We start from the raw sequence: 22,453 nt of genomic DNA, 5'->3' as shown, positions 1-22,453 counted from the left end.
GATGCAAAGCATGACCCAGGGCCTGCGCGAGTTGATCGGTGGCATCAGCGACGGGGTCACGCAGATCGCCAGCGCCGCTGAAGAACTTTCGGCGGTGACCGAGCAGACCAGCGCCGGGGTCAACAATCAGAAGGTCGAGACTGATCAGGTCGCCACCGCCATGAACGAAATGGCCGCCACCGTGCAGGAAGTCGCACGCAACGCTGAAGAAGCCTCAGAGGCCGCTGTCGCCGCTGACCAACAGGCCCGTGAAGGCGACAAGGTCGTCGGCGAAGCCATCGCCCAGATCGAGCGTCTGGCAATCGAGGTGGGTCACTCCACTGAAGCCATGGGCGAGCTCAAGCGTGAAAGCGACAAGATCGGCAGCGTCCTCGACGTGATCAAGTCTGTCGCCCAACAAACCAACCTGCTGGCCCTCAACGCTGCCATCGAAGCGGCCCGTGCCGGGGAAGCCGGACGTGGTTTCGCCGTGGTTGCCGACGAAGTGCGCAGCCTCGCCCAGCGCACCCAGAAGTCCACCGAAGAGATCGAAGAGCTGATCGTCGGCCTGCAAAACGGCACTCAGCAAGTGGCGACGATCATGGACAACAGCCGCAGCCTCACCGACAGCAGCGTCGAACTGACCCGGCGTGCCGGTGGCTCACTGGAGAGCATCACCCGCACCGTCTCGGCGATCCAGGCGATGAACCAGCAGATCGCCGCCGCTGCCGAGCAGCAGAGCGCCGTGGCCGAAGAGATCAACCGCAGCGTGCTGAACGTGCGCGATGTGTCGGATCAGACCTCGGCGGCGAGTGAAGAGACCGCTGCGTCCAGCGTTGAACTGGCGCGGTTGGGCACGCATCTGCAGATGCTGGTAGGCCGTTTCAAAGTCTGAGTTGATGCACAACCCCGATTCGCCTGTAACCGAGGTGATGCCATTCGCGAGCAGGCTCGCTCCCACAGGGAAACGCATTCCAAGGTGGGAGCGAGCCTGCTCGCGAAGGCAGCGGCGCGGTTTGCGCGTCGTAGTTAACGGGCGCGCCAATTTGGCGACGGATGCTATGCACTGGTTTTAGGCTTTATCCGGATTTGTTCGCAAATCAGCGGACATAAAAAAACCCCGCTGAATCAGCGGGGTTCTCTTATCAGGCCGGCTGAGCCTGCAAACTCACCGGTCGCAGCGGCAGCAACGGCGCATGCGGATCGGCTTTCACCGAAGCGCGCCAAGCATCCAGCCACTCGGCAAGCCCTTCGGCCCAGACCTGCTCGTGCAAACGTGCCAGTGCAACAGGGTCGCTGAGCAGTTGCAGACGATCATGGTTGTTCAGCCCGGCCGGGCCGACCTTGATCGCGTGGCGCACACGTTCCTGACGCAGCCACTCGATCGGCTCGGCCTGGCCGTGACGCGAGGTCGCCAGCGAGCACGCCAAGGCGTTCTGCTGAGGATCGACCACGGCGCGGACGAAGCCGTCGTTGAGGGCGTGATAGCGGTTTTCGTGGGTGTACTGATCGGTTGCCAGCAAGGCCTGTGGCGGATTGTATTCCTCAGGGATGAGGAACAGGCTCTCGTCACGGGTCTTCAGACCAAGGCCGACACGGCTGGAGATCACCGAGACCGGGATCGACAGCATCAGCGAACCGACGATCGGCACCAGCCACCAGAGGAAGCTCGGATTCAACCAGATCACCAGCAGCGCCCACAAGAAGCCCAGCAACGTCTGCGGACCGTGGCGCTTGACCGCTTCGCTCCATGGCGTCGAGTCGTCGTCACGCTGCGGCGAGTTCCAGGTCGCGGCCCAACCGAGGAACGCGGCGAGAACGAAGCGGGTGTGGAAAATCATCCGCACCGGCGCCAGCAGCATGGAGAACAGCATCTCCAAGAGCATCGACAGAGTCACCTTGAACTTGCCGCCGAACTCTTTCGCGCCCTTGGCCCAGATCAGGATGATGCTCAACAGCTTCGGCAGGAACAGCAGCACGATGGTCGTCGAGAACAGCGCGATGGCCTTGTCCGGGTGCCATTGTGGCCACAGCGGATAGAGCTGGCGCGGTTCGAGGAAGTACTGCGGCTCCATCAGCGTGTTCACCGCCAGCAGCGCGGTCGACAACACCAGGAAGAAGAACCACAACGGCGCCGACAGGTAGGACATCACGCCGGTGAGGAACACCGCGCGGTGCACCGGGTGCATGCCCTTGACCAGGAACAGGCGGAAGTTCATCAGGTTGCCGTGGCACCAGCGACGGTCACGCTTGAGCTCGTCGAGCAGGTTCGGCGGCAACTCTTCGTAACTGCCCGGCAGGTCGTAGGCAATCCACACGCCCCAGCCGGCACGGCGCATCAGCGCAGCTTCGACGAAGTCGTGGGACAGGATTGCACCGGAGAACGCGCCTTTACCCGGCAACGGCGCGAGAGCGCAGTGGTCGATGAACGGCTTCATGCGGATGATCGCGTTGTGACCCCAGTAGTGGGATTCACCCAACTGCCAGAAGTGCAGACCGGCGGTAAACAGCGGGCCGTACACACGGGTGGCGAACTGCTGCATCCGCGCATACAGAGTGTCCATGCCCGACGCACGTGGCGCGGTCTGGATGATCCCGGCGTCCGGCGTGGCTTCCATCAGACGTACCAGACTGGTCAGGCACTCGCCGCTCATCACCGAGTCGGCGTCGAGCACGACCATGTACTTGTAGTCACCACCCCAACGACGGCAGAAGTCGTCGAGGTTGCCGCTCTTGCGTTTCACACGACGGCGACGACGGCGATAGAAGATCTTGCCGAAGCCTTTGGCTTCGCGGCAGACATCCAGCCAGGCCTGTTGCTCGGCGACGCAAATATCGGTGTCGTTACTGTCACTGAGGACGAAGAAGTCGAAGCGATCCAGATCACCGGTGGCGGCGACCGACTCGAACGTCGCACGTAGACCGGCGAATACACGCGGCACGTCTTCGTTGCAGATCGGCATCACCAGCGCAGTACGCGCATCTTTCGGAATCGGCTCGTTACCCGCGCTTTTCCCGGAGATACGGTATTTATCGTGGCCGGTGAGCAACTCGAGGAAGCCCATCAGCGCGGTCCAGAAACCGGCCGAGACCCAGCAGAACAGAATCCCGAACAGAATCAGGATGCTGGTTTGCAGTGCGTAAGGCAGCACTTGCGTGGCGGTTTGCAGCAGCGGCTGATGCAGGACTTCTTCCAGATCGACGAACGACCAGCCCTGGTACGGCATGATGCCTTTCATGTACCAACCGGCAACGATGGTCTGGCCGAGCATCAGCAGCAACAGGATGTAGCGGCGGATCGAACCGACGGTGCGCCAGCGCGCGGCCGGCAGGACATTGGCGTCCTTCGGCGGCTGCGGCGGGTTGGTGCGCCCGGTCAGACGGCGCCAGCCACGCACCAGGATATTGGTGCGCCATGGCTCCGGCACGACCTTGGTGCGGCGGATCGGCGGGGTCGCCTTGAGGCTGACCCGACCGCTGGCATCGAGCACCAGCATCTCCGCTTCAGCCAGTTCTTCGGCAGTGCTCAGGGTCAGACGCTTGCCCACCGAAGCCTGGGCGGCTTCGGCAGGGGCGTCGAATGTCGAGGACGACAGGCGTTCATGCAGCTCGCTGAACGACTGGCAACCCGCGAGTTCCGCGCGTTGCTCGTCGGTCATCGGCAGATGCGCCAGATACTCGGACAGAGTCTCTGACTTTACTGGTGAATTACTCATCGGCAGGCAACTGATAGCTCCAGGTCTCGGTCAGGACTTCTTCAGTCGGCGCCGATTCCGGTGTGGCTGGGGCCGCGTCGGCAGCGACTGGCTGCTTGGCGTCTTTGTTGGCCTTGTCCTTGGCGTCGGCTGCAGGCTTGGCTTCAGCCTGTTTGGCTTCGGCGGCCTTGGCTTCCTTGTCGAGTTTTTCCTGTTGCTTGGCAGCAACCTTGTCAGCCTTGGCGACCGACGAGTTGGAGGCCGGGACCGATTTGCCCAGATCCGCGGTGACCACCGGCTGAACCAGAGCAGCGCGCATCTCGGTTGCCTTGCTCGGATCCTTAATCTTCATCCGCAGGGTCAAACGCCAGCCCTTGGTTTCCGGGTTGTAGCGCACGCTGTTCTCGACCAGTTCGGCGTTGTCACCGACGCTGACCTGACTGCGCACGTCGGCATCCGGCGTCAGGGCCGCCAGCGACGGGCCTTCGAAGTCGACCAGATAGGCCACGCTGCCATCGGGCTGACGGATCAGGTTCGATTGCTTGACGTCACCGGTCGAACGCAGGGTCTGCGCCACCCAGGCGCTGTCCGGCGCATGGAGTGCTGCTTCGTCCATGGTCCAGTGCATACGGTAGGCGAAGTCCAGCGGCTGGCCTGGCTCCGGCATTTTTTCCGGGCTCCAGAACGCAACGATGTTGTCGTTGGTTTCGTCAGCGGTCGGAATCTCTACCAGATCGACAGTGCCCTTGCCCCACTCGCCCTTCGGCTCGATCCAGGCGCTTGGGCGCTTGTCGTAGCGGTCGTCGAGGTCTTCGTAGTGGCTGAAATCGCGGCCACGCTGCAGCAGACCGAAACCACGCGGGTTCTCGACGCTGAAGTTGCTCACGGCCAGGTGTTTCGGGTTGTTCAGTGGGCGCCAGATCCACTCGCCGTTGCCGGCATGGATCGACAGACCGCTGGAGTCGTGCAGTTCACGACGGTAGTTGAGGACTTTCGACGGCTGGTTGGCGCCGAACAGGAACATGCTGGTCAGCGGCGCGATGCCCAGTTTGCCGACCTTGTCACGCAGGAACATCTGCGCCTTGACGTCGACGATGGTGTCGCTGCCCGGACGCAGGATCAAACGGTAGGCACCAGTGGCACGCGGCGAGTCGAGCAGAGCAAAGATCACCAGGTGCTTGTCGCCCGGCTTGGGCTGCTGAATCCAGAACTCGCGGAAACGCGGGAACTCTTCACCCGACGGCAGCGCGGTATCGATCGCCAGACCACGGGCCGACAGACCATAGGTGTGGCCCTTGCCGACGACGCGGAAGTAGCTCGCGCCGAGCATGGTCATGATCTCGTCTTGCTTGTCGGCCTTGTTGATCGGGTACAGCACACGGAAACCGGCATAACCCAGTTGCTCGGTGGCTTTCGGATCGAATTTCAGGTCGCCGAAATCGAAGCGGCTCGGATCGTATTTGATCTCCGAGACGGTATTGGTGGTGATTTCGTTGATTTTCACCGGTGTATCGAAGTGCATACCCTGGTGATAGAAGGAGAGCTTGAACGGCGTCTTCTGATCGGCCCACTCAGCCTTTTCGGTGAGGAAGCGGATCTTCTGGTAGTCCGCGAACTTCATTTCGCGGAATTCGTTCGGCAGGTTGCTGCGCGGGGCTTCGAACTTCTGCCCGGCCAGCTCTTTGGCCTTGGCCGATACGTCGTCAAGATTGAACGCCCAAAGCTGACCGGCGCTGAGCAGGCACAGGAGCGCCGAACCCGCTACCAGAGCACTTCGCATGCGTTTGGCAGACATTTTTGCTGCATTACAGGGACTAACAATCACGAGCAACCCTCGCCGAAAACAGATCAATAAACCAACGGCCAGCTATCTTTATGCCAGGTTGGCGAGCATTGTTCCGACTCCGCCGGGGCAAAATGATTCCCCAATCGGATCCAGACAAGTCTCTACCTAAGTCAAAACGGATCAACGAATGTCGATCCCCGCAGCGCGCGATTATCTAGTAGCCCGGATGACAACGCATCAGGGGTAACAAAGTATTTATCGCGAAAACAGCCTAAAAACAGTCGAAATTTCCGAAAAAGGTGTTTCAGGCACTGTCAGGTCTGTAACAAAAAGGTAACCGGGCCATCGTTGACCAGGTGCACCTGCATATCGGCGCCGAATCTACCTGATGCCACAGTGCCATGCACCTGTTTCGCCTGGCTCAATAAATAGTCGAACAATTCCTCACCCAGTGCCGGCGGTGCGGCCGTGGAAAAGCTCGGGCGCAGGCCGCTTTTGGTGTCGGCGGCAAGTGTGAACTGAGAGACCAGCAGCAACCCGCCACCCACATCCGCCAGGGACAGATTCATCTTGCCCTCGGCGTCACTGAATACTCGATAGTTAAGCAGCTTATGCAGAAGTTTGTCGGCGCTGGTACGCGTATCGTCGGGTTCTACCGCGACCAGCACGAGCAAACCCTGATCGATTGCGCCGACTACCTCGCCGGCGACCTCTACCCGCGCGCCGCTTACGCGTTGTAACAGCGCCTTCATGCTTCTTCGAGTGGCAAGTCGAGCAGGCGCTGGGCCATTTTGCTCGCCGCGCGCACCAGCGCATCGGTGATGCCCGGCTCGGACGCGGCGTGGCCGGCGTCGCGGATCACCTGCAATTCGCTGTTCGGCCAGGCCTGGTGCAATTCCCAGGCATTGTCGAGCGGGCAGATCACGTCATAGCGACCGTGAATGATCACGCCGGGCAGATGCGCGATCTTGCCCATGTCGCGGATCAGCTGGTTAGGTTCAAGGAAGGCATTGTTGGTGAAGTAGTGGCATTCGATCCGCGCAATCGACAGCGCGCGCTGCGGCTCGGAGAAACGATCGACCACCAGCGGGTTTGGCCGCAGGGTCGCGGTACGCCCTTCCCAGGTCGACCACGCCTTCGCTGCATGCATCTGGGCGATCTGGTCGTTGCCGGTCAGGCGTTTGTGGAAAGCACTGAGCAGGTCGTCGCGCTCGTCCAGCGGGATCGGCGCGATGTAGTCCTGCCAGTAATCCGGGAATAGACGGCTGGCGCCGGCCTGATAGAACCATTCGATTTCCTGCGGACGGCAGAGGAAGATCCCGCGCAGAATCAAACCGTGCACGCGCTCCGGGTGCGTTTGCGCGTAGGCCAACGCCAGGGTCGAACCCCAGGAGCCGCCGAACAGCACCCATTTTTCAATGCCCAGGTGTTTGCGGATGCGCTCAAGGTCTTCGACCAGATCCCAGGTGGTGTTGTTTTCCAGGCTGGCGTGCGGGGTGGAGCGACCGCAGCCGCGCTGGTCGAAGGTGACGATGCGATACAGATTCGGATCGAAATAGCGTCGGCTCTGGGCGTCACAGCCGGCGCCGGGGCCACCGTGGATGAACACCACCGGTAAACCCTCCGGCGAGCCGCTTTCATCGACGTACAGTGTATGGGTGTCATCGACAGCCAGATCGTGCCGGGCGTGGGGTTTGATCTGCGGAAACAAAGTCTGCATTGCGCGCTCCGTAAGGGGTCGAGGTCATCCCTGGGGGGACTCGTATTATTCTGCCGTTGGGCATCATAAACCCGATTTGCGTCAATGAGCATGCCTGTGCGCTGTCACCGTTTGTCAGCCATCACCCTCACGGGCTGAACGCGATCCTGTGGGAGCGAGCCTGCTCGCGAACGCGGTGTGTCATTCAGCCTGGTTGTCGGCTGAACGGATGCCTTCGCGAGCAGGCTCGCTCCCACAGGGGTTAGGCGCTGTAGTGAGATTTTGCCCAGGCCAGATAGCCCTGCAGCAATTCCCTGAGCACCACCCGCGTCGGCTCGGCCAGGTCGGCGCGGTAGCGGAACGGTTCGAACTCTTCCATGTAGGTGGACTGGCACAGTTCCAGCTGCACGGCGTGGATGTCCTGCGCCGGGGCGCCGTACTGGCGGGTGATGTGTCCGCCCTTGAAGCGGCCATTGAGCACATGGGTGAACTGTTCGTGCCCCGCGCAAATCGTTTCCAGCTGACTGGCCAATTGCGGATCACAACTGGCGCCATTGAAGGTGCCGAGGTTGAAGTCCGGCAACTTGCCGTCGAACAGGTGCGGGATGATCGAGCGGATCGAGTGCGCATCGAATAGCAGCGCGTAGCCGAATTCGGCTTTCAGCCGCGCCAGTTCTTGCTGCAAGGTGCGATGGTACGGCGTCCAGATCTGCTCCAGGTAAGTCGCGCGCTCCTCTTTCGACGGTTCCAGACCTTCCTGAAACAACGGAATGCCGTCGAACAACGTCGCCGGGTACAAACCGGTGGTTGCCCCGGCATACAACGGCTTGTCGTCGGACGGCCGGTTGAGGTCGATGACGAAACGCGAATACTCGGCAGCCAGGGTGCTGGCGCCCAGTTCCTCGGCAAAATCGTAGAGCTGTGGGATATGCCAGTCGGTGTCCGGCAGACTCTTCGCAGCGGGGATCAACCCGGCTTCGACCGCCGGGGTCAGACGCACGCCGGCGTGGGGCATGCTGATCAGCAGCGGCACGCGACCTTGTTTGAAACTCAGAACCTTGTCCACAACCGCCCTCCTAGAAATTCGATTCGACGCCGTGACGCACGACGCGCTTGTCCAGATCGCCACCGAGCCAATAGGCCAGATCCGCCGGACGCTCGATGTCCCACGCCACGAAATCAGCGACCTTGCCGACCTCCAGCGAGCCGTGGGTATCGGCCATGCCCAACGCCTGCGCGGCATGGATGGTCGCTCCGGCCAAGGCTTCTTCCGGGGTCATGCGGAAACAGGTGCAAGCCATGTTCAGCATCAGGCGCAACGACAGCGCCGGCGAGGTGCCGGGGTTGAGGTCGCTGGCGATGGCGATTTTCACCTTGTGCTTGCGCAGCGCTTCCATCGGCGGCAACTGGGTTTCGCGCAGAAAGTAGAACGCGCCTGGTAGCAGCACGGCGACGGTGTCGGCAGCGGCCATGGCGATCGCGTCGTCCTCGTCCATGAACTCCAGGTGATCGGCGGACAAGGCTTTGTAGCGCGCGGCGAGGCTGGAGCCGTGCAGCGAGGACAATTGCTCGGCGTGCAGCTTCACCGGCAGTCCGAGTTGTTGCGCGGCGACGAAGACCCGCTCGACCTGCTCCGGCGAGAATGCCAGGTATTCGCAGAACGCATCCACGGCATCGACCAAACCTTCGGCGGCGAGGGCCGGAAGCATCTGCTCGCAGACCAGATCGATGTAATCGTCGGCGCGATCCTTGTACTCCGGCGGCAACGCGTGCGCCGCCAGGCAAGTGCTGCGCACGCTGATCGGCAGCTCTTCGGCCAGGCGCCGGATGACCCGCAGCAGCTTGCGCTCGTTGGCCAGATCGAGACCGTAGCCCGACTTCATTTCCACCGTGGTCACGCCGTCGCGCATCAGGCTTTTCAGGCGTTTGGCGGCGCTGGCGAACAACTCGTCTTCGCTCGCTTCGCGGGTGGCGCGCACGGTGCTGGCGATGCCGCCGCCCTGCGCGGCGATCTCGGCGTAGCTGACGCCTTGCAGACGCTGCTCGAACTCACCGCTGCGGTTGCCGCCGAACACGGTGTGGGTGTGGCAGTCGATCAGACCGGGGGTGACCCACGCACCCTGCAAATCATTGACCGCCGGGTATTCGCCGGTCGGCAGTTGGGCGCGCGGGCCGATCCACTCGATCAGCGTGCCGGACGTCACGATCGCGGCATCCTCGATGATCGAATAGACCCCGTTGGCCATGGTTGCGACGTGGCAGTGTTGCCAGAGGGTTTTCACTGTTGGCCTCCGTTTGGGTTTGTATGGTGAGCAGCCTCAAAAGCCCCTCACCCTAGCCCTCTCCCAGAGGGAGAGGGGACTGACCGTGTTGTTCCGTCAAGATATGCCGACCTGAAATTTCTCAGCCGAACTCACGTTGCGAAAACAATGAAGATCGGCTCCCTTCCCCTTCTCCCCCTTGGGGGAGAGGGCTGGGGTGAGGGGGAGCGATTTCACTAACAATACAAATCTCCCCGTAAAGCGCTTACAAACTAGGCAACAACTGCCCAGCGACAAGCTGGGTCAAGCACCGCGACGCCAGCAATTCAGTCGCCGCATTGATGTCCGGGGCAAAGAAGCGGTCCTTCTCATAGAACGGCACCTCCTTGCGCAAAATCGCCCGCGCCTGTTCCAGCTTCGGTGAGGTCTTCAGGCCGTTGCGCAGATCCAGGCCCTGCACTGCCGCCAGCCATTCCACGGCGAGAATGCCGCGAGTGTTCTCGGCCATTTCCCACAGCCGCTTGCCCGCCGCCGGGGCCATCGATACGTGATCTTCCTGGTTGGCCGAGGTCGGCAGGCTGTCCACCGAATGCGGGTGGGACAACGCCTTGTTTTCGCTGGCCAACGCCGCAGCGGTGACCTGGGCGATCATGAAACCGGAGTTCACCCCGCCATTGGCCACCAGGAACGGCGGCAGTTGCGACATGTGCTTGTCCATCATCAGCGAGATGCGGCGTTCGCTCAGCGAGCCGATTTCAGCGATGGCCAGGGCCATGTTGTCAGCGGCCATGGCTACCGGTTCGGCGTGGAAGTTGCCGCCGGAAATCACGTCGCCTTCAGCGGCGAAGACCAAGGGGTTGTCGGAAACCGCGTTGGCTTCGACCGCCAGCACTTCAGCGGCCTGGCGGAACTGGGTCAGGCAGGCGCCCATGACTTGCGGCTGGCAGCGCAGCGAATACGGGTCCTGGACCTTGTCGCAGTTCTGGTGCGAGGCGGAGACTTCGCTGCGCTCACCGAGCAGATCGCGGTACGCGGCAGCAGCATCGATCTGCCCTCTCTGCCCACGCGCGGCATGAATGCGCGCGTCGAACGGCGAGCGCGAACCGAGCACGGCTTCTACGGTGAGACTGCCCAGCGCCACTGCACCGGCAAACAGATCTTCGCCTTCGAACAGGCCGCGCAGGGCAAACGCTGTGGAAACCTGGGTACCGTTGAGCAGCGCCAGACCTTCTTTAGCCGCTAAAGTCAGCGGCGCCAGGCCTGCGACTTTCAGTGCTTCGGTGGCTTCAAGCCATTCGCCCTTGTAGCGCGCCTTGCCCTCGCCCAGCAGCACCAGCGACATGTGCGCCAACGGCGCCAGATCCCCCGACGCACCGACCGAACCTTTCAGCGGAATGTGCGGATAGACCTCGGCATTGATCAGCGCGATCAGCGCATCGATCACCTGCCGACGGATGCCGGAAAAACCACGGCTGAGACTGTTGACCTTGAGCACCATGATCAGTCGCACAAGGTCATCGCTGATCGGCTGGCCGACGCCGGCAGCGTGCGAGAGCACCAGCGAACGCTGCAGGTTCTCCAGGTCTTCGCTGGCGATGCGCGTCGAGGCCAGCAGGCCGAAACCGGTGTTGATGCCGTAGGCGGTGCGGTTCTCGGCGAGGATCTGTTCGACGCAGGCGACGCTGGCCTCGATCTGCGCGCTGGCGCTGTTGTCGAGGGTCAGTGTGACCGGGTTCTGATAGACGTCACGCAGTTGGGCCAGGCTCAGTTGGCCGGGGATCAGATTCAGCGCAGTCATTAAAATGCTCCTGTCAGGCATTGTTATTAACTACCAGTCGCTCCGGAGCATTCCGTTATCCGTCGTTTCTCGTCTTGTGAACGATCCACGCCTTGGCACGCTGGTATGGGTAGTTGTCAGTGCAAATTCGGTAGAACGTTGTGCGGCAGATTCGGGTCTTTCAGCACGGTCGCAGCGGCAGCGATATCCGGCGCCAGCCAGCGATCCTGATCGTAGGCGGGGACCGTTTCGCGCAGCAGTTTCCACGCGCGGTCAGTGCCCACGCCAAAGCGCTGTTCATTGAGGAATTCAAACGCCTGCGCCGCCAGCAGGTATTCAATCGCGAGGATCTGCGTGCAGTTTTCCAGCGCGCGATGCAGCTTCAGCGCGGCGTTGGTGCCCATGCTCAGGTGATCTTCCTGCAGGCCCGAGGTGATGTAGTTGTCGAGTACCGCCGGTTGCGCCAATTGACGGTTTTCCGCACACAGCGAGGCGGCGACGTATTGCACGATCATCATCCCCGAGTTGACCCCGGGATTGGCCACCAGAAACGCCGGCAGACCGCTGACGTGCGGATTGACCAAACGGTCCAGACGGCGCTCGGCAATCGAGCCGATTTCGGCCATGGCAATCGCCAGCAGATCCGCAGCCATCGCCACGGATTGACCGTGCGGGTTGGCCTGCGACATCACCCGGAAATTGTCTGGTGTGCCGAGCAGTAACGGGTTGTCGGTGCAGCCGTTGAGTTCGGCTTCCACCTGTTTGATTGCGTGCTCCAGTTGATCACGCGCGGCGCCATGCACCTGCGGGATCGAGCGGATGCTCAGCGCGTCCTGAGTGCGAACGCCTTTGCTTGCGGCGATCACTTGGCTGCCATCGAGTAATGCACGCAGATTTTGGCCGACCTGCTGCATGCCCGGATGCGGCTTGAGCGCAATGATCTCGGCATCGAAGGCATCGATCTGGCCGCGCTGGGCTTCGAAACTCATCGCACCAATGACATCGGCCCATTGCAACAGCCGCGTAGCATCGGCAATCGCCAGGCAACTGAGGCCGGTCATGCAGGGCGTGCCGTTGACCAGACACAAGCCATCCTTCGCGCCGAGCTGCACAGGTTGCAGGCCCTCTTCGGCCAGCGCCTGTTGCGCCGAAATGATCTGCCCGCGATAACTGACATTGCCAACGCCGAGCAGCGCGATGCCGATGTGCGCCATGTGCGTCAGGTAACCCACCGAACCCTGCGACGGCACCTGCGGGGTGATGCCGCGATTGAGCAGCGCCAGCAGCCCTTCGACCACACGCCGATGCAGGCCGGACTTGCCGTGGCTGTAGTTGTGGATCGCAGCGCAGATGATTGCGCGGGTCTGCTCGTCGCTGAGCACCGGGCCGACACCGCAGGCATGGCTGAGCAAGGTGTTGCGCGAGAGTTGGCTGAGCTGTTCGTCCTGCAGCGAGACGTTGGACAGACCGCCCAGACCGGTGTTGACGCCATAGGCGCGCTCGCCACTGGCGACGATGCGCTGGACGATGGCCTGAGCGTTATCGAGGCGCGCCCAGGTTTCGCTGGACAGTTCCAGTGGCGCACCGTGCCGGGCAACGGCGACCACGTCCTGCCAACGCAGAGGGCTGCCTGTGATAACGATTTTTTCAGCCTGGGACATCTAAAACCTCATACCAATTCTGTTGATGCCGGTAACCCAGTGGTGAGGGGATTTATCCCCGTTGGGTGGCGAAGCCGCCCCAAACCATGCCCGCAAATCCGTCAGACAGACCGCAGTGGCCGGTTTTACGACTGCTTCGCAGCCGAACGGGGATAAATCCCCTCGCCACGACGGCCACTCAGTCTCAGACCACTGCCGCGCGCCGCTGCACGAACCGGTCGACATACTCATCCGCCGGCGAGTGCAGGATCTCTCTTGGCGTGCCCACCTGGATCAACCGGCCATCCTTGAGAATCGCGATGCGATTGCCGATGCGCACGGCTTCGTCGAGGTCGTGGGTGATGAAGACGATGGTTTTGTGCAGGGTCTTTTGCAGTTCCAGCAACTGGTCCTGCATCTCGGCGCGGATCAACGGATCCAGCGCACTGAACGCTTCGTCCATGAGGATGATGTCGGTGTCCGCCGCCAATGCACGGGCGAGGCCGACGCGCTGACGCATGCCGCCGGAGAGCTGGTGCGGGTATTTGTTTTCGTAGCCTTTTAGACCGACGGTGTTGATCCAGTGCAGCGCGCGTTCGGCGCAGACCTGCTTGCTTTCGCCGCGCACTTTCAGGCCGTAGGCGACGTTATCGAGCACGGTCTTGTGCGGCAGCAGACCGAAGCTCTGGAACACCATGCTGATCTTGTGTCGACGAAATTCGCGCAGGGCGTCCATGTCGTACTGCAGGATGTCCTCGCCATCGACCAGAATCGCCCCGCTGGTGGGGTCGATCAGGCGATTGAAGTGGCGCACCAGGGTGGATTTGCCCGAGCCGGACAGGCCCATGATCACAAAGATTTCGCCGGTGCCGATGCTCAGCGACAAGTCGTTCACGCCGACCACGCAACCGGTTTCGTTGAGCACCTGATCCTTGCTCTTGCCCTGGCCGACCATGGCCAGCGCATCCTTGGCGCGGTTGCCGAAAATCTTGAAGACGTTGCGCACTTCGATCTTGCTCACGCTTGCATTGCTCATTTGCTCACCTCATGGCGTGGCCGACCGTACGCTTGAGTGATGCGGTCGATGACCACCGCGAGAATCACGATCGCCAGCCCGGCTTCGAGACCACGGCCGACGTTGAGCGTCTGAATGCCCACCAGTACGTCTTCACCGAGGCCGCGGGCGCCGATCATCGAGGCGATCACCACCATCGACAGGGCCATCATCGTGGTCTGGTTGATCCCGGCCATGATGCTCGGCAGCGCCAGCGGCAGTTGCACGCCGAACAGTTGCTGCCAGCGGTTGGCGCCGAAGGCATTGATCGCTTCCATGACTTCGCCGTCTACCTGGCGAATACCAAGGTCGGTCAGGCGAATCAGCGGGGGCGCGGCGTAGATCACCGTGGCGAAAATCGCCGGCACCTTGCCCAGGCCGAACAGCATCAGCACCGGAATCAGGTAAACGAAACTCGGCATGGTCTGCATGATGTCGAGCAGCGGCATCAGCACCGAACGCAGGCGATTGCTGCGCGCCGAGAGAATCCCCAGCGGGATGCCGATCAGCACCGAAATGATCGTCGCGACCATCATCAGCGCCAGGGTCTGCATGAGTTTGTCCCAGAGGCCGACCGCGCCCACCAGAAACAACAGACCGACAATCACGGCGGTGGTCACGACTTTGCGCGTGGCGTGCCAGGCGATGACACCGACGATTGCCAGCATCAACCACCACGGCGCTGCACGCAGCAAACCTTCGAGACTGACGATGGCCCACAGCAGCGTGTCGGAGATATGCCGAAACACGTCGCCGTAATTGGTCACCAGCGAATCGACCCAACCGTTGACCCAGTCGGCGATGGAAAAGGTAAAACTTTCGGGAAACATAAGGGACTCTCAATCAAGGGGTTGCGATCAAGCGTCCGGCTGCCGTGGCTGGCAGCCGGGGAAACCTGACCTACAAGGCCGCGTCGATTTTCTTGGCTGCGTCGTCGCTCACCCATGCGTGCCAGACTTCAGGATGTTCCTTGAGGAAGATTTTCGCCAGTTTTGCCGACTCGATACGTTCCTTGGCCATGCGCCCGAGGTTCTGATTGAGCAGGTCGATCGGCAGGTTGACCTTTTCCAGCACGGCGACCAGTTCCGGGGCTTCGTCGTGGAAGGTTTTCGACAGGCCGACCTTGATGCTGACGGTCTTGTCGACGCCGGGTTTCTCTTCCAGTTTGACTGCATCGATCTGGCCCATCAGCGGGGTCGGCGACCAGTAGTAGAAGAGGATCGGCTCGCCGCGCTTGTAGCTCGACAGCACCGCCGCATCCAGCGCGGGGCCTGTGCCCGGGCGGAAGTTGGTGTAACTGTTTTCCAGGCCATAACTCTTGAGCATTTCGCTGTTGTCGAGCTCGCAGGTCCAGCCGGCCGGGCAGTTATAGAAGCGGCCCTTGGACGGCTCTTCAGCGTCCTTGAACACGGCGGAATACTTGCCCAGATCAGCGATGTTTTTCAGGTCCGGGGCTTTCGCCTCGAGCTTGCGCTTGGCGTCGCCTTCGATCACGTAACGCGGCACGTACCAGCCTTCGACCGCGCCCACCACCGGTGCACCGACGCCGACGACCTTGCCGGCCTTCTCGGCCTTGTTCCAGACCTCGCTGCGGCCGACCCACTCTTCGGCAAACACTTGAATATCGTTGCTGCTCAGGGCGTTTTCCATGGTGATGGAATTGCCCGGCAGGCTGTCGGTCTTGCAGCCGTAACCTTTCTCCAGCACCACTTGCAGCACGTCGGTCAGAAGCATGCCGCTTTCCCAGTTCAGCCCGGCGAATTTCACCGGTTTGCCCGATTCGCACCAGCCGGCGGCTTGCGTCGCACCGGCACTGGCCAGCAGGCCCATGGACAGCAATGTGGTCAGCAGGGTCTTGTTCGATTTCATTGTCGTGACGCTCCTAATCATGAATGGGCTTACGGCAGTTCAAGAGGCATCCAGCCTGGTCCACGTCCAGATCAGGCCTGCGCCGCAGCGCGACCGGCCCCGCTCGTTTTTGCTTGTTGGGTGCTGTTCTGCTCGACCGGCAGAATCAGGCGGTCGGGCACGGTGCTGTGCCATTTCTTTGCGCAGAAGTAATAGACGGCGGCCGGGAGAACCAGACCGATGATCCAGGAAATGTCGACATCACCGAGGGCGGCCACCAGTGGGCCGGTGTAGAACTTGGTCGAGATGAATGGCAACTGCACCAGCACGCCGAACACGTAGACGCTGATACCGAGCAGGTTCCAGCGGCCATAGCGACCGTCCGGATCGGCCAGCGCCGGCACGTCGTAACGCTCGCGGGTGATGCAGTAGTAGTCGACCAGATTGATCGCGCTCCACGGGGTGAAGAAGGCGAGCAGGAACAGGATGAAAGACTTGAACGCACCGAGGAACGAGTGCTGACCGAGCAGCGCGATCAGAGTAGCGGCGCCGACGATCACCAGCACAAACACCAGCCGCTGCATCCGGGTCACCGTCAGATGGCCTTTGAAACCACTGATGATGGTCGCGATGCACATGAAGCTGCCGTAGGAGTTCAGCGTCGAGATGGTCACCTTGCCGAACGCGATACTGAAATACAGCAGCGCGGCAGTGGCGCCGGTACCGCCGAGGCCGACGATGTAGGCGACTTCATGGCCAGCGAATTGACCGTTGGCCGACGCGGCGGCAAACACGCCGAGGATCATCGCCACCTGCGCGCCGATCACCGAACCTGCGCCAGCGGCGAAAAAGGTTTTCACCGATGAAGTGGCGCTCGGCAGGTAACGCGAGTAGTCAGCTACATACGGGCCGAAAGCGATCTGCCAGGACGCCGCCAGCGACACCGCCAAGAGGAAACTGCTCCAGCTGAAATGACGAATCTGCAGGAGCGCACCAACGTCGGTCTGGCTCATCAGCCGCCAGAACAGGAACACGAAAGCGATCACGCCAATCACACTGGCGACGCGGCCGATCCAGTGGATTACCCGGTAGCCAAGCACCGTGACCAGCACGATGACGCTGGCGAAAATCAGGATGCCTACACTGTCGCTGACACCGAACAACTGGCCCAGCGCTTGCCCGGACAGCACCGTTCCGGTGGCGGTGAAGCCGAGGTACATCAGGCACACCAGCACGATCGGAATCGCAGCGCCGTAAACGCCGAATTGCACACGACTGGAGATCATCTGCGGCAGGCCCAGTTTCGGTCCTTGCGCGGCATGCAGCGCCATCACACCACCGCCGAGCAACTGACCGATCAACAGACCGATCAGCGACCAGAACACATCACCGCCGAGCACCACGGCCAAGGCCCCGGTGACGATCGCAGTGATCTGCAGGTTGGCGCCCATCCACAGGGTGAACTGACTGAACAGACGACCGTGTCTTTCCGCTTCCGGGATGTAGTCGATCGAACGCCTTTCGATCAACGGAGTACTGCCTGCACGTTCGTTGTTAACCGCCATGATTCAACCTCTGTGGATTGCTATTCGGGTTCACTGAAATTCCTCTGTGGGAGCGAGCCTGCTCGCGAATCGGTGTATCAGGCACAGCAGTAGCGACTGACACGACGCCTTCGCGAGCAGGCTCGCTCCCACATAAAACCAGAGCGTGTTACCCGCCAGTGATCATCGGCAGATTCAGCCCCTGCTCTTTCGCGCAGTCGATGGCGATCTGGTAACCGGCATCCGCATGACGCATGACGCCGGTAGCCGGGTCGTTGTGCAGCACGCGAGCGATGCGCTCGGCGGCTTCATCGGTACCGTCGCAGACGATCACCATCCCCGAATGTTGCGAGAAGCCCATGCCGACACCGCCGCCGTGGTGCAAAGACACCCAGGTCGCGCCGCTGGCGGTGTTCAGCAGCGCGTTGAGCAACGGCCAATCGGAGACGGCGTCGGAGCCGTCCTGCATCGATTCGGTTTCGCGGTTGGGGCTGGCCACCGAGCCGGAGTCGAGGTGGTCGCGACCGATCACCACCGGGGCCGACAGCTCGCCGCTACGGACCATTTCGTTGAAGGCCAGACCGAGCTTGGCGCGCTGGCCCAGACCGACCCAGCAGATACGTGCCGGCAGACCCTGGAAGCTGATGCGCTCGCGGGCCATGTCCAGCCAGTTGTGCAAATGCGCGTCGTCGGGGATCAGCTCTTTGACCTTGGCGTCGGTTTTGTAGATGTCCTGTGGATCACCCGACAGCGCCGCCCAACGGAACGGGCCGATGCCACGGCAGAACAGCGGACGGATGTAGGCCGGCACGAAGCCCGGGAAATCGAAAGCGTTTTCGACGCCTTCTTCCTGAGCCATCTGACGGATGTTGTTGCCGTAGTCGAAGGTCGGAATGCCCTGCTTCTGGAACTCCAGCATGGCTTTGACGTGCACCGCCATCGACTGCTTGGCGGCTTTGATCACAGCGGCCGGTTCGGTCTTGGCGCGAGCGCGGTATTCGTCCCAGCTCCAGCCGGCCGGCAGGTAACCGTTGAGCGGGTCGTGGGCGCTGGTCTGGTCGGTGACCATGTCCGGGCGCACGCCGCGCTTGACCAGTTCCGGGAGGATTTCCGCCGCATTACCGAGCAGCGCGATGGAAATCGCTTTGCCTTCTTTGGTGTATTTGTCGATACGCGCCAGAGCGTCGTCGAGGTCTTTGGCTTGCTCATCGACGTAACGGCTCTTCAGGCGGAAATCGATGCTGACCTGCTGGCATTCGATGTTCAGCGAGCAGGCACCGGCCAGGGTGGCGGCCAGCGGTTGTGCGCCGCCCATGCCACCGAGGCCGGCGGTGAGCACCCAGCGGCCCTTGAGGTCAGCGTTGTAATGCTGGCGCCCGGCTTCAACGAAGGTTTCGTAGGTGCCCTGAACGATGCCCTGGCTGCCGATGTAGATCCAGCTGCCGGCGGTCATCTGGCCGTACATGGCCAGGCCTTTGGCGTCGAGTTCGTTGAAGTGTTCCCAGCTCGCCCAGTGCGGCACCAGGTTGGAGTTGGCGATCAGCACGCGCGGCGCGTTGCTATGAGTCTTGAATACGCCGACCGGCTTGCCCGACTGCACCAGCAGGGTTTCGTCGTCGTTCAGATTGGTCAGGCTTTCAACGATCTTGTCGTAGCACTCCCAGTTCCGCGCAGCGCGGCCGATGCCTCCATAGACCACCAGTTCTTTCGGGTTTTCGGCGACTTCCGGGTCGAGGTTGTTCATCAACATGCGCAGCGGCGCTTCAGTCAGCCAGCTCTTGGCGGTCAGCGTGTTACCGCGTGCGGCGCGGATCTGCACGTCACGAAACTTGTTGCTGTTCTGGGTATTGTCAGTCACGAAAAAGACTCCTCAGCGATCAATTCAAACCAACCCTGGCAGTGGGTAGCAGCCTGCGCGCTGTGCTGCGCGACAAGCGAATCAGTGGACGCTGCGGAGAGTCTCGACCGACTCATACGCATACGTCTTTACTTGTACATACAAGCATATGCAATCAAGCGGCCAACTTGATGGATGAGTGTTCAGGAAAAATCAGGGGTAGGGCTGGAGAGCGCCTGAATCGAGGGTTCTGGCGTGAATGAAATTTTCTTCGCAGTTATTTTGGGGAGGTTGGGATTGGCTACGACAGCGTGGTTTTGCGCCACGCTGGGGCGTTCGGTAACAAGTTGGTGCGCGGAAGGGAAACAAGAGTGGGGATGGCTTTGGTGGCGAGGGGATTTATCCCCGCTGGGCTGCGCAGCAGACCGCTTTTTTTAATCAGGAATGGGGCCGCTTCGCGACCCAGCGGGGATAAATCCCCTCGCCACAGGGTCAGTTTTGGAGAAGTTCAACTATGCAGCAAGTGCCATGGGTGGAGACTTCGACCAGCCCACTGTTGCCGTCCAGTTGCAGGCAATCATGCCGACCGAGCTGTGAAACGCCGTCGCCAACACGCACGTCCATCAGCTCACTGACACTGAACACCAGCACTGTCGATGCCGAACTGAAGAACCGCTGCTCACCGTCCAGCCACTGCAATCGCGCGCTGTAACGTTGCGGCGCGTAGATCAGATTGAAGTCGCGAATCGCACCGCCGAGCAAGGTGCAGGACACTTGGCTTTCGCCGCTGAAAGCAAACGGGTCCAAGGGTAACAGTGGACGGGTAGCGTCACCGTCGACGCACAGGGTCATGCCGTCGCCCTGCAACACGGTGATGACTCGCTGGTAACCGGCGAATGTCGAGAAACCGCCGGATTCGGTGATGTCGGCAATCGACAGGCGCCAGCCGAAACCGTCCAGGCCAGTGCCGGCATCACGAGTGATTTCCTCGGTGCTGCCGCCGCCGTTTTTCCACGGCATGCGCGGGTAGCCTTCAGCGCGTAGAACCTTCACTTGATAATTCATTTATGAAAGCGCCCTTCCAGACGATGGCGGGAACCGGGGTGGATCAAACGCGCCGCCGTCACCGGTTGACGCCCCGACCAGGTTCGCCGGCGAATCAGCAGGCACGGCTCGCCCTTTTCGATCTGCAGCAGCTTGCACTCCGACGGCTCGGCAAGAATCGCTTCGACCACGTGCTCGCCCTCGGTCAGCGGCGCGACCTGGTTGAGATAGGCATAAGGCGTTTGCAGGGTGAAATCCTGCTTGAGGTATTCCGGCGCGACCAGGGCGTTGACGAAACGGTCTTCGATTTGCACCGGAATGCCGTTTTCGTAATGCACGATCAGCGAGTGGAAGACCTTCTGGCCTTCGCGCATGTCCAGCGCCAGCGCGCGTTCGGAACCGGCGGCCTCTTCTTCGAGGGTGATGACCTGACAGGTGTGGCGATGCCCGCGCGAGGCGATTTCGTCGGCAATGTTGTGCACTTCGAACAGCGCGGACTGGCTCTTCGGTTCGGCGACAAACGTGCCCACGCCTTGCATGCGCACCAGCAGGCCGTCGGCGGTCATCTCGCGCAGGGCGCGGTTGATGGTCATGCGGCTGAAGCCGAGCTGGCTGACCAGTTCGCTTTCGGACGGCACGCGGTAGTGCGGCGGCCAGTTACCGCTGTCGATCTGCTGGGTGATCATCTGTTTGACGCGGGCGTACAAAGGCGCCGGACTGTCGCCCATGTTCGCGGCCAACGGAGAAACTGGAGGCGGAGTCGGCACGGTTGATCCCTGTTCATTGGATGAAAGTGACTAGCTTGCCGGAGTTTACCGGGCAGGCAAACGTCTGTATATGTATATACAAATAACACACATGGGGTGCCGAACGATGTCCGCCTTCTTTGCCGCACGCGCACTGCTGCCTAACGGATGGGCCAACAATGTACGTCTCGAGGTCAGCGCCGATGGCCTGTTGACCCGAATCCAGGCCGATTCCAGCGCAGACGGCGCCGAACGGCTGCGCGGGCCGTTGCTGCCGGGTATGCCCAACCTGCACTCCCACGCCTTCCAGCGCGCCATGGCTGGATTGGCCGAAGTGGCCGGCAACCCCAACGACAGTTTCTGGACCTGGCGCGATCTGATGTACCGCCTCGTCGGAAAAATCAGCCCGGATCAGCTCGGCATCATCGCCCGTCAGCTCTACATCGAAATGCTCAAGGCCGGTTACACCTCGGTCGCCGAATTTCACTATGTGCACCACGACAGCAACGGCCAGCCGTATGCCGATCCTGCCGAACTGGCTTTGCGTATCAGCCAGGCCGCCAGCGAAAGCGGCATCGGTCTGACCCTGCTGCCAGTGCTCTACAGTCATTCCGGATTCGGCGGGCAGACGCCAAACGATGGCCAGCGTCGCTTTATCAACAGCACTGAAAACTATCTGAATCTGCAAGCGCGGTTGCAGCCATTACTGGCGCAGCAAAAGGCGCAATCGCTGGGCCTGTGTTTCCACTCGCTGCGGGCGGTGACGCCACAACAAATCAGCGAAGTGTTGGCGGCCAGTGACAAACAATGCCCGGTGCACATACACATCGCCGAACAGCAAAAGGAAGTCGACGACTGCCTGAGCTGGAGCGGTCGTCGTCCGTTGCAATGGCTTTACGAGAACACTGAAGTCGATCAGCGCTGGTGTCTGGTCCACGCCACCCACGCCAATCCGCAAGAAATCACGCTAATGGCCAACAGTCGCGCGATCGCCGGGCTGTGCCTGACCACTGAAGCGAATCTGGGCGACGGAATTTTTCCGGCGGTGGACTTTCTTGCCCAGGGCGGGCGCATGGGCATTGGCTCCGACAGCCATGTGTCGCTGAGCGTGGTGGAAGAATTGCGCTGGCTGGAATATGGCCAGCGCCTGCGTGATCAGCGGCGCAATCGCTTGTATGGCGCGCAGCAGCCGATGGTCGGTCGCACCCTGTATGACGCGGCGCTGGACGGCGGTGCACAGGCACTGGGGCAGCCGATCGGCGCGCTGGAAGTGGGCAAGCGCGCGGACTGGATTGTCCTGGATGGCAGCGATCCGTATCTGGCGACGGCTGCGGGAGACGGGATTCTCAATCGCTGGTTGTTCGCCGGCGGCGATCGCCAAGTGCGCGATGTGCTGGTCAATGGTCAGTGGGTGGTGCGCGATGGACGGCATGCCGGCGAAGAGCAAAGCGCCCGAGCTTTCACCCAGGTCCTGCGTGATCTCTTGGGCTGACCCAAAACCAAACTGTGGGAGCGAGCCTGCTCGCGAAAGCGCTGTATCAGT

Annotated in this window: 17 protein-coding genes; 2 read left to right on the top strand and 15 right to left on the bottom strand. The window is 61.5% G+C overall.

Going from position 1 to position 22,453, the window contains the following annotated elements:
• Window position 1: 1 nt before the first annotated feature.
• The gene (locus AB4N41_RS10680; protein ID WP_370695128.1) at window positions 2-874 is read left to right on the top strand and encodes a methyl-accepting chemotaxis protein; all 873 of its coding nucleotides are present in this window, start codon (window positions 2-4) and stop codon (window positions 872-874) included.
• A gap of 250 nt (window positions 875-1,124) precedes the next feature.
• Here the strand turns inward: AB4N41_RS10680 and mdoH are convergent, their stop codons facing one another.
• The 15 genes from mdoH to hutC all read right to left on the bottom strand — a co-directional run bounded on the left by mdoH (window position 1,125) and on the right by hutC (window position 20,892).
• Window positions 1,125-3,695, bottom strand: a complete 2,571-nt coding sequence (gene mdoH, locus AB4N41_RS10675) for a glucans biosynthesis glucosyltransferase MdoH (RefSeq protein WP_460138389.1) — start codon at window positions 3,693-3,695, stop codon at window positions 1,125-1,127.
• Window positions 3,688-5,469 carry a glucan biosynthesis protein G gene (locus tag AB4N41_RS10670; RefSeq protein ID WP_162098724.1) on the bottom strand — a complete coding sequence of 594 codons (1,782 nt, stop codon included), beginning with the start codon at window positions 5,467-5,469 and terminating at the stop codon, window positions 3,688-3,690. The genes mdoH and AB4N41_RS10670 overlap by 8 nt, the downstream gene beginning before the upstream one ends.
• Window positions 5,470-5,774: 305 nt before the next feature.
• A complete protein-coding gene (gene dtd, locus AB4N41_RS10665) occupies window positions 5,775-6,212 on the bottom strand; it encodes a D-aminoacyl-tRNA deacylase (protein ID WP_056787289.1) in 438 nt (145 codons plus the stop codon).
• Entirely contained in the window at window positions 6,209-7,180 is a 972-nt protein-coding gene (gene pip / locus AB4N41_RS10660; protein WP_056787286.1) for a prolyl aminopeptidase, read from the bottom strand. The genes dtd and pip overlap by 4 nt, the downstream gene beginning before the upstream one ends.
• A 241-nt stretch (window positions 7,181-7,421) precedes the next feature.
• On the bottom strand, window positions 7,422-8,225 hold the full coding sequence (gene hutG / locus AB4N41_RS10655) for an N-formylglutamate deformylase (RefSeq protein WP_252877279.1): 804 nt from the start codon (window positions 8,223-8,225) through the stop codon (window positions 7,422-7,424).
• Between the two features lie 10 nt (window positions 8,226-8,235).
• A complete protein-coding gene (gene hutI, locus AB4N41_RS10650) occupies window positions 8,236-9,441 on the bottom strand; it encodes an imidazolonepropionase (RefSeq protein ID WP_252877278.1) in 1,206 nt (401 codons plus the stop codon).
• Window positions 9,442-9,685: 244 nt separating this feature from the next.
• Entirely contained in the window at window positions 9,686-11,218 is a 1,533-nt protein-coding gene (gene hutH, locus AB4N41_RS10645) for a histidine ammonia-lyase (protein ID WP_252868648.1), read from the bottom strand.
• Window positions 11,219-11,334: 116 nt separating this feature from the next.
• The gene (gene hutH / locus AB4N41_RS10640) at window positions 11,335-12,858 is read right to left on the bottom strand and encodes a histidine ammonia-lyase (protein WP_252877277.1); all 1,524 of its coding nucleotides are present in this window, start codon (window positions 12,856-12,858) and stop codon (window positions 11,335-11,337) included.
• 184 nt (window positions 12,859-13,042) lie between these two features.
• Window positions 13,043-13,873, bottom strand: coding sequence for a quaternary amine ABC transporter ATP-binding protein (locus tag AB4N41_RS10635; protein WP_016772086.1), 831 nt, complete (start codon window positions 13,871-13,873; stop codon window positions 13,043-13,045).
• On the bottom strand, window positions 13,870-14,721 hold the full coding sequence (locus tag AB4N41_RS10630) for an ABC transporter permease (RefSeq protein ID WP_016772087.1): 852 nt from the start codon (window positions 14,719-14,721) through the stop codon (window positions 13,870-13,872). The genes AB4N41_RS10635 and AB4N41_RS10630 overlap by 4 nt, the downstream gene beginning before the upstream one ends.
• 70 nt (window positions 14,722-14,791) lie before the next feature.
• On the bottom strand, window positions 14,792-15,760 hold the full coding sequence (locus AB4N41_RS10625) for an ABC transporter substrate-binding protein (protein ID WP_071174126.1): 969 nt from the start codon (window positions 15,758-15,760) through the stop codon (window positions 14,792-14,794).
• 71 nt (window positions 15,761-15,831) lie between these two features.
• Complete coding sequence (locus AB4N41_RS10620) at window positions 15,832-17,304, bottom strand: purine-cytosine permease family protein (RefSeq protein WP_252877276.1); 1,473 nt, start codon at window positions 17,302-17,304, stop codon at window positions 15,832-15,834.
• 148 nt (window positions 17,305-17,452) lie between these two features.
• On the bottom strand, window positions 17,453-19,141 hold the full coding sequence (gene hutU, locus AB4N41_RS10615; protein ID WP_016772090.1) for a urocanate hydratase: 1,689 nt from the start codon (window positions 19,139-19,141) through the stop codon (window positions 17,453-17,455).
• Between the two features lie 471 nt (window positions 19,142-19,612).
• Window positions 19,613-20,185: a HutD/Ves family protein gene (locus tag AB4N41_RS10610; RefSeq protein ID WP_252877275.1), complete on the bottom strand. Its 573-nt coding sequence runs from the start codon at window positions 20,183-20,185 to the stop codon at window positions 19,613-19,615.
• On the bottom strand, window positions 20,182-20,892 hold the full coding sequence (hutC, locus tag AB4N41_RS10605; protein WP_162999786.1) for a histidine utilization repressor: 711 nt from the start codon (window positions 20,890-20,892) through the stop codon (window positions 20,182-20,184). The genes AB4N41_RS10610 and hutC overlap by 4 nt, the downstream gene beginning before the upstream one ends.
• Window positions 20,893-21,037: 145 nt before the next feature.
• On the opposite strand from hutC, the gene AB4N41_RS10600 reads away from it, so the two are divergent.
• Window positions 21,038-22,402 (top strand): formimidoylglutamate deiminase, encoded by a 1,365-nt coding sequence (locus AB4N41_RS10600; protein WP_236168198.1) that lies wholly within the window; start codon window positions 21,038-21,040, stop codon window positions 22,400-22,402.
• Window positions 22,403-22,453: the final 51 nt, after the last annotated feature.

The organism is Pseudomonas sp. S2_A10 (assembly GCF_054668465.1).
Note: the sequence above shows the minus strand (reverse complement) of the source record. Positions and strands in the feature narration are given on the sequence as shown.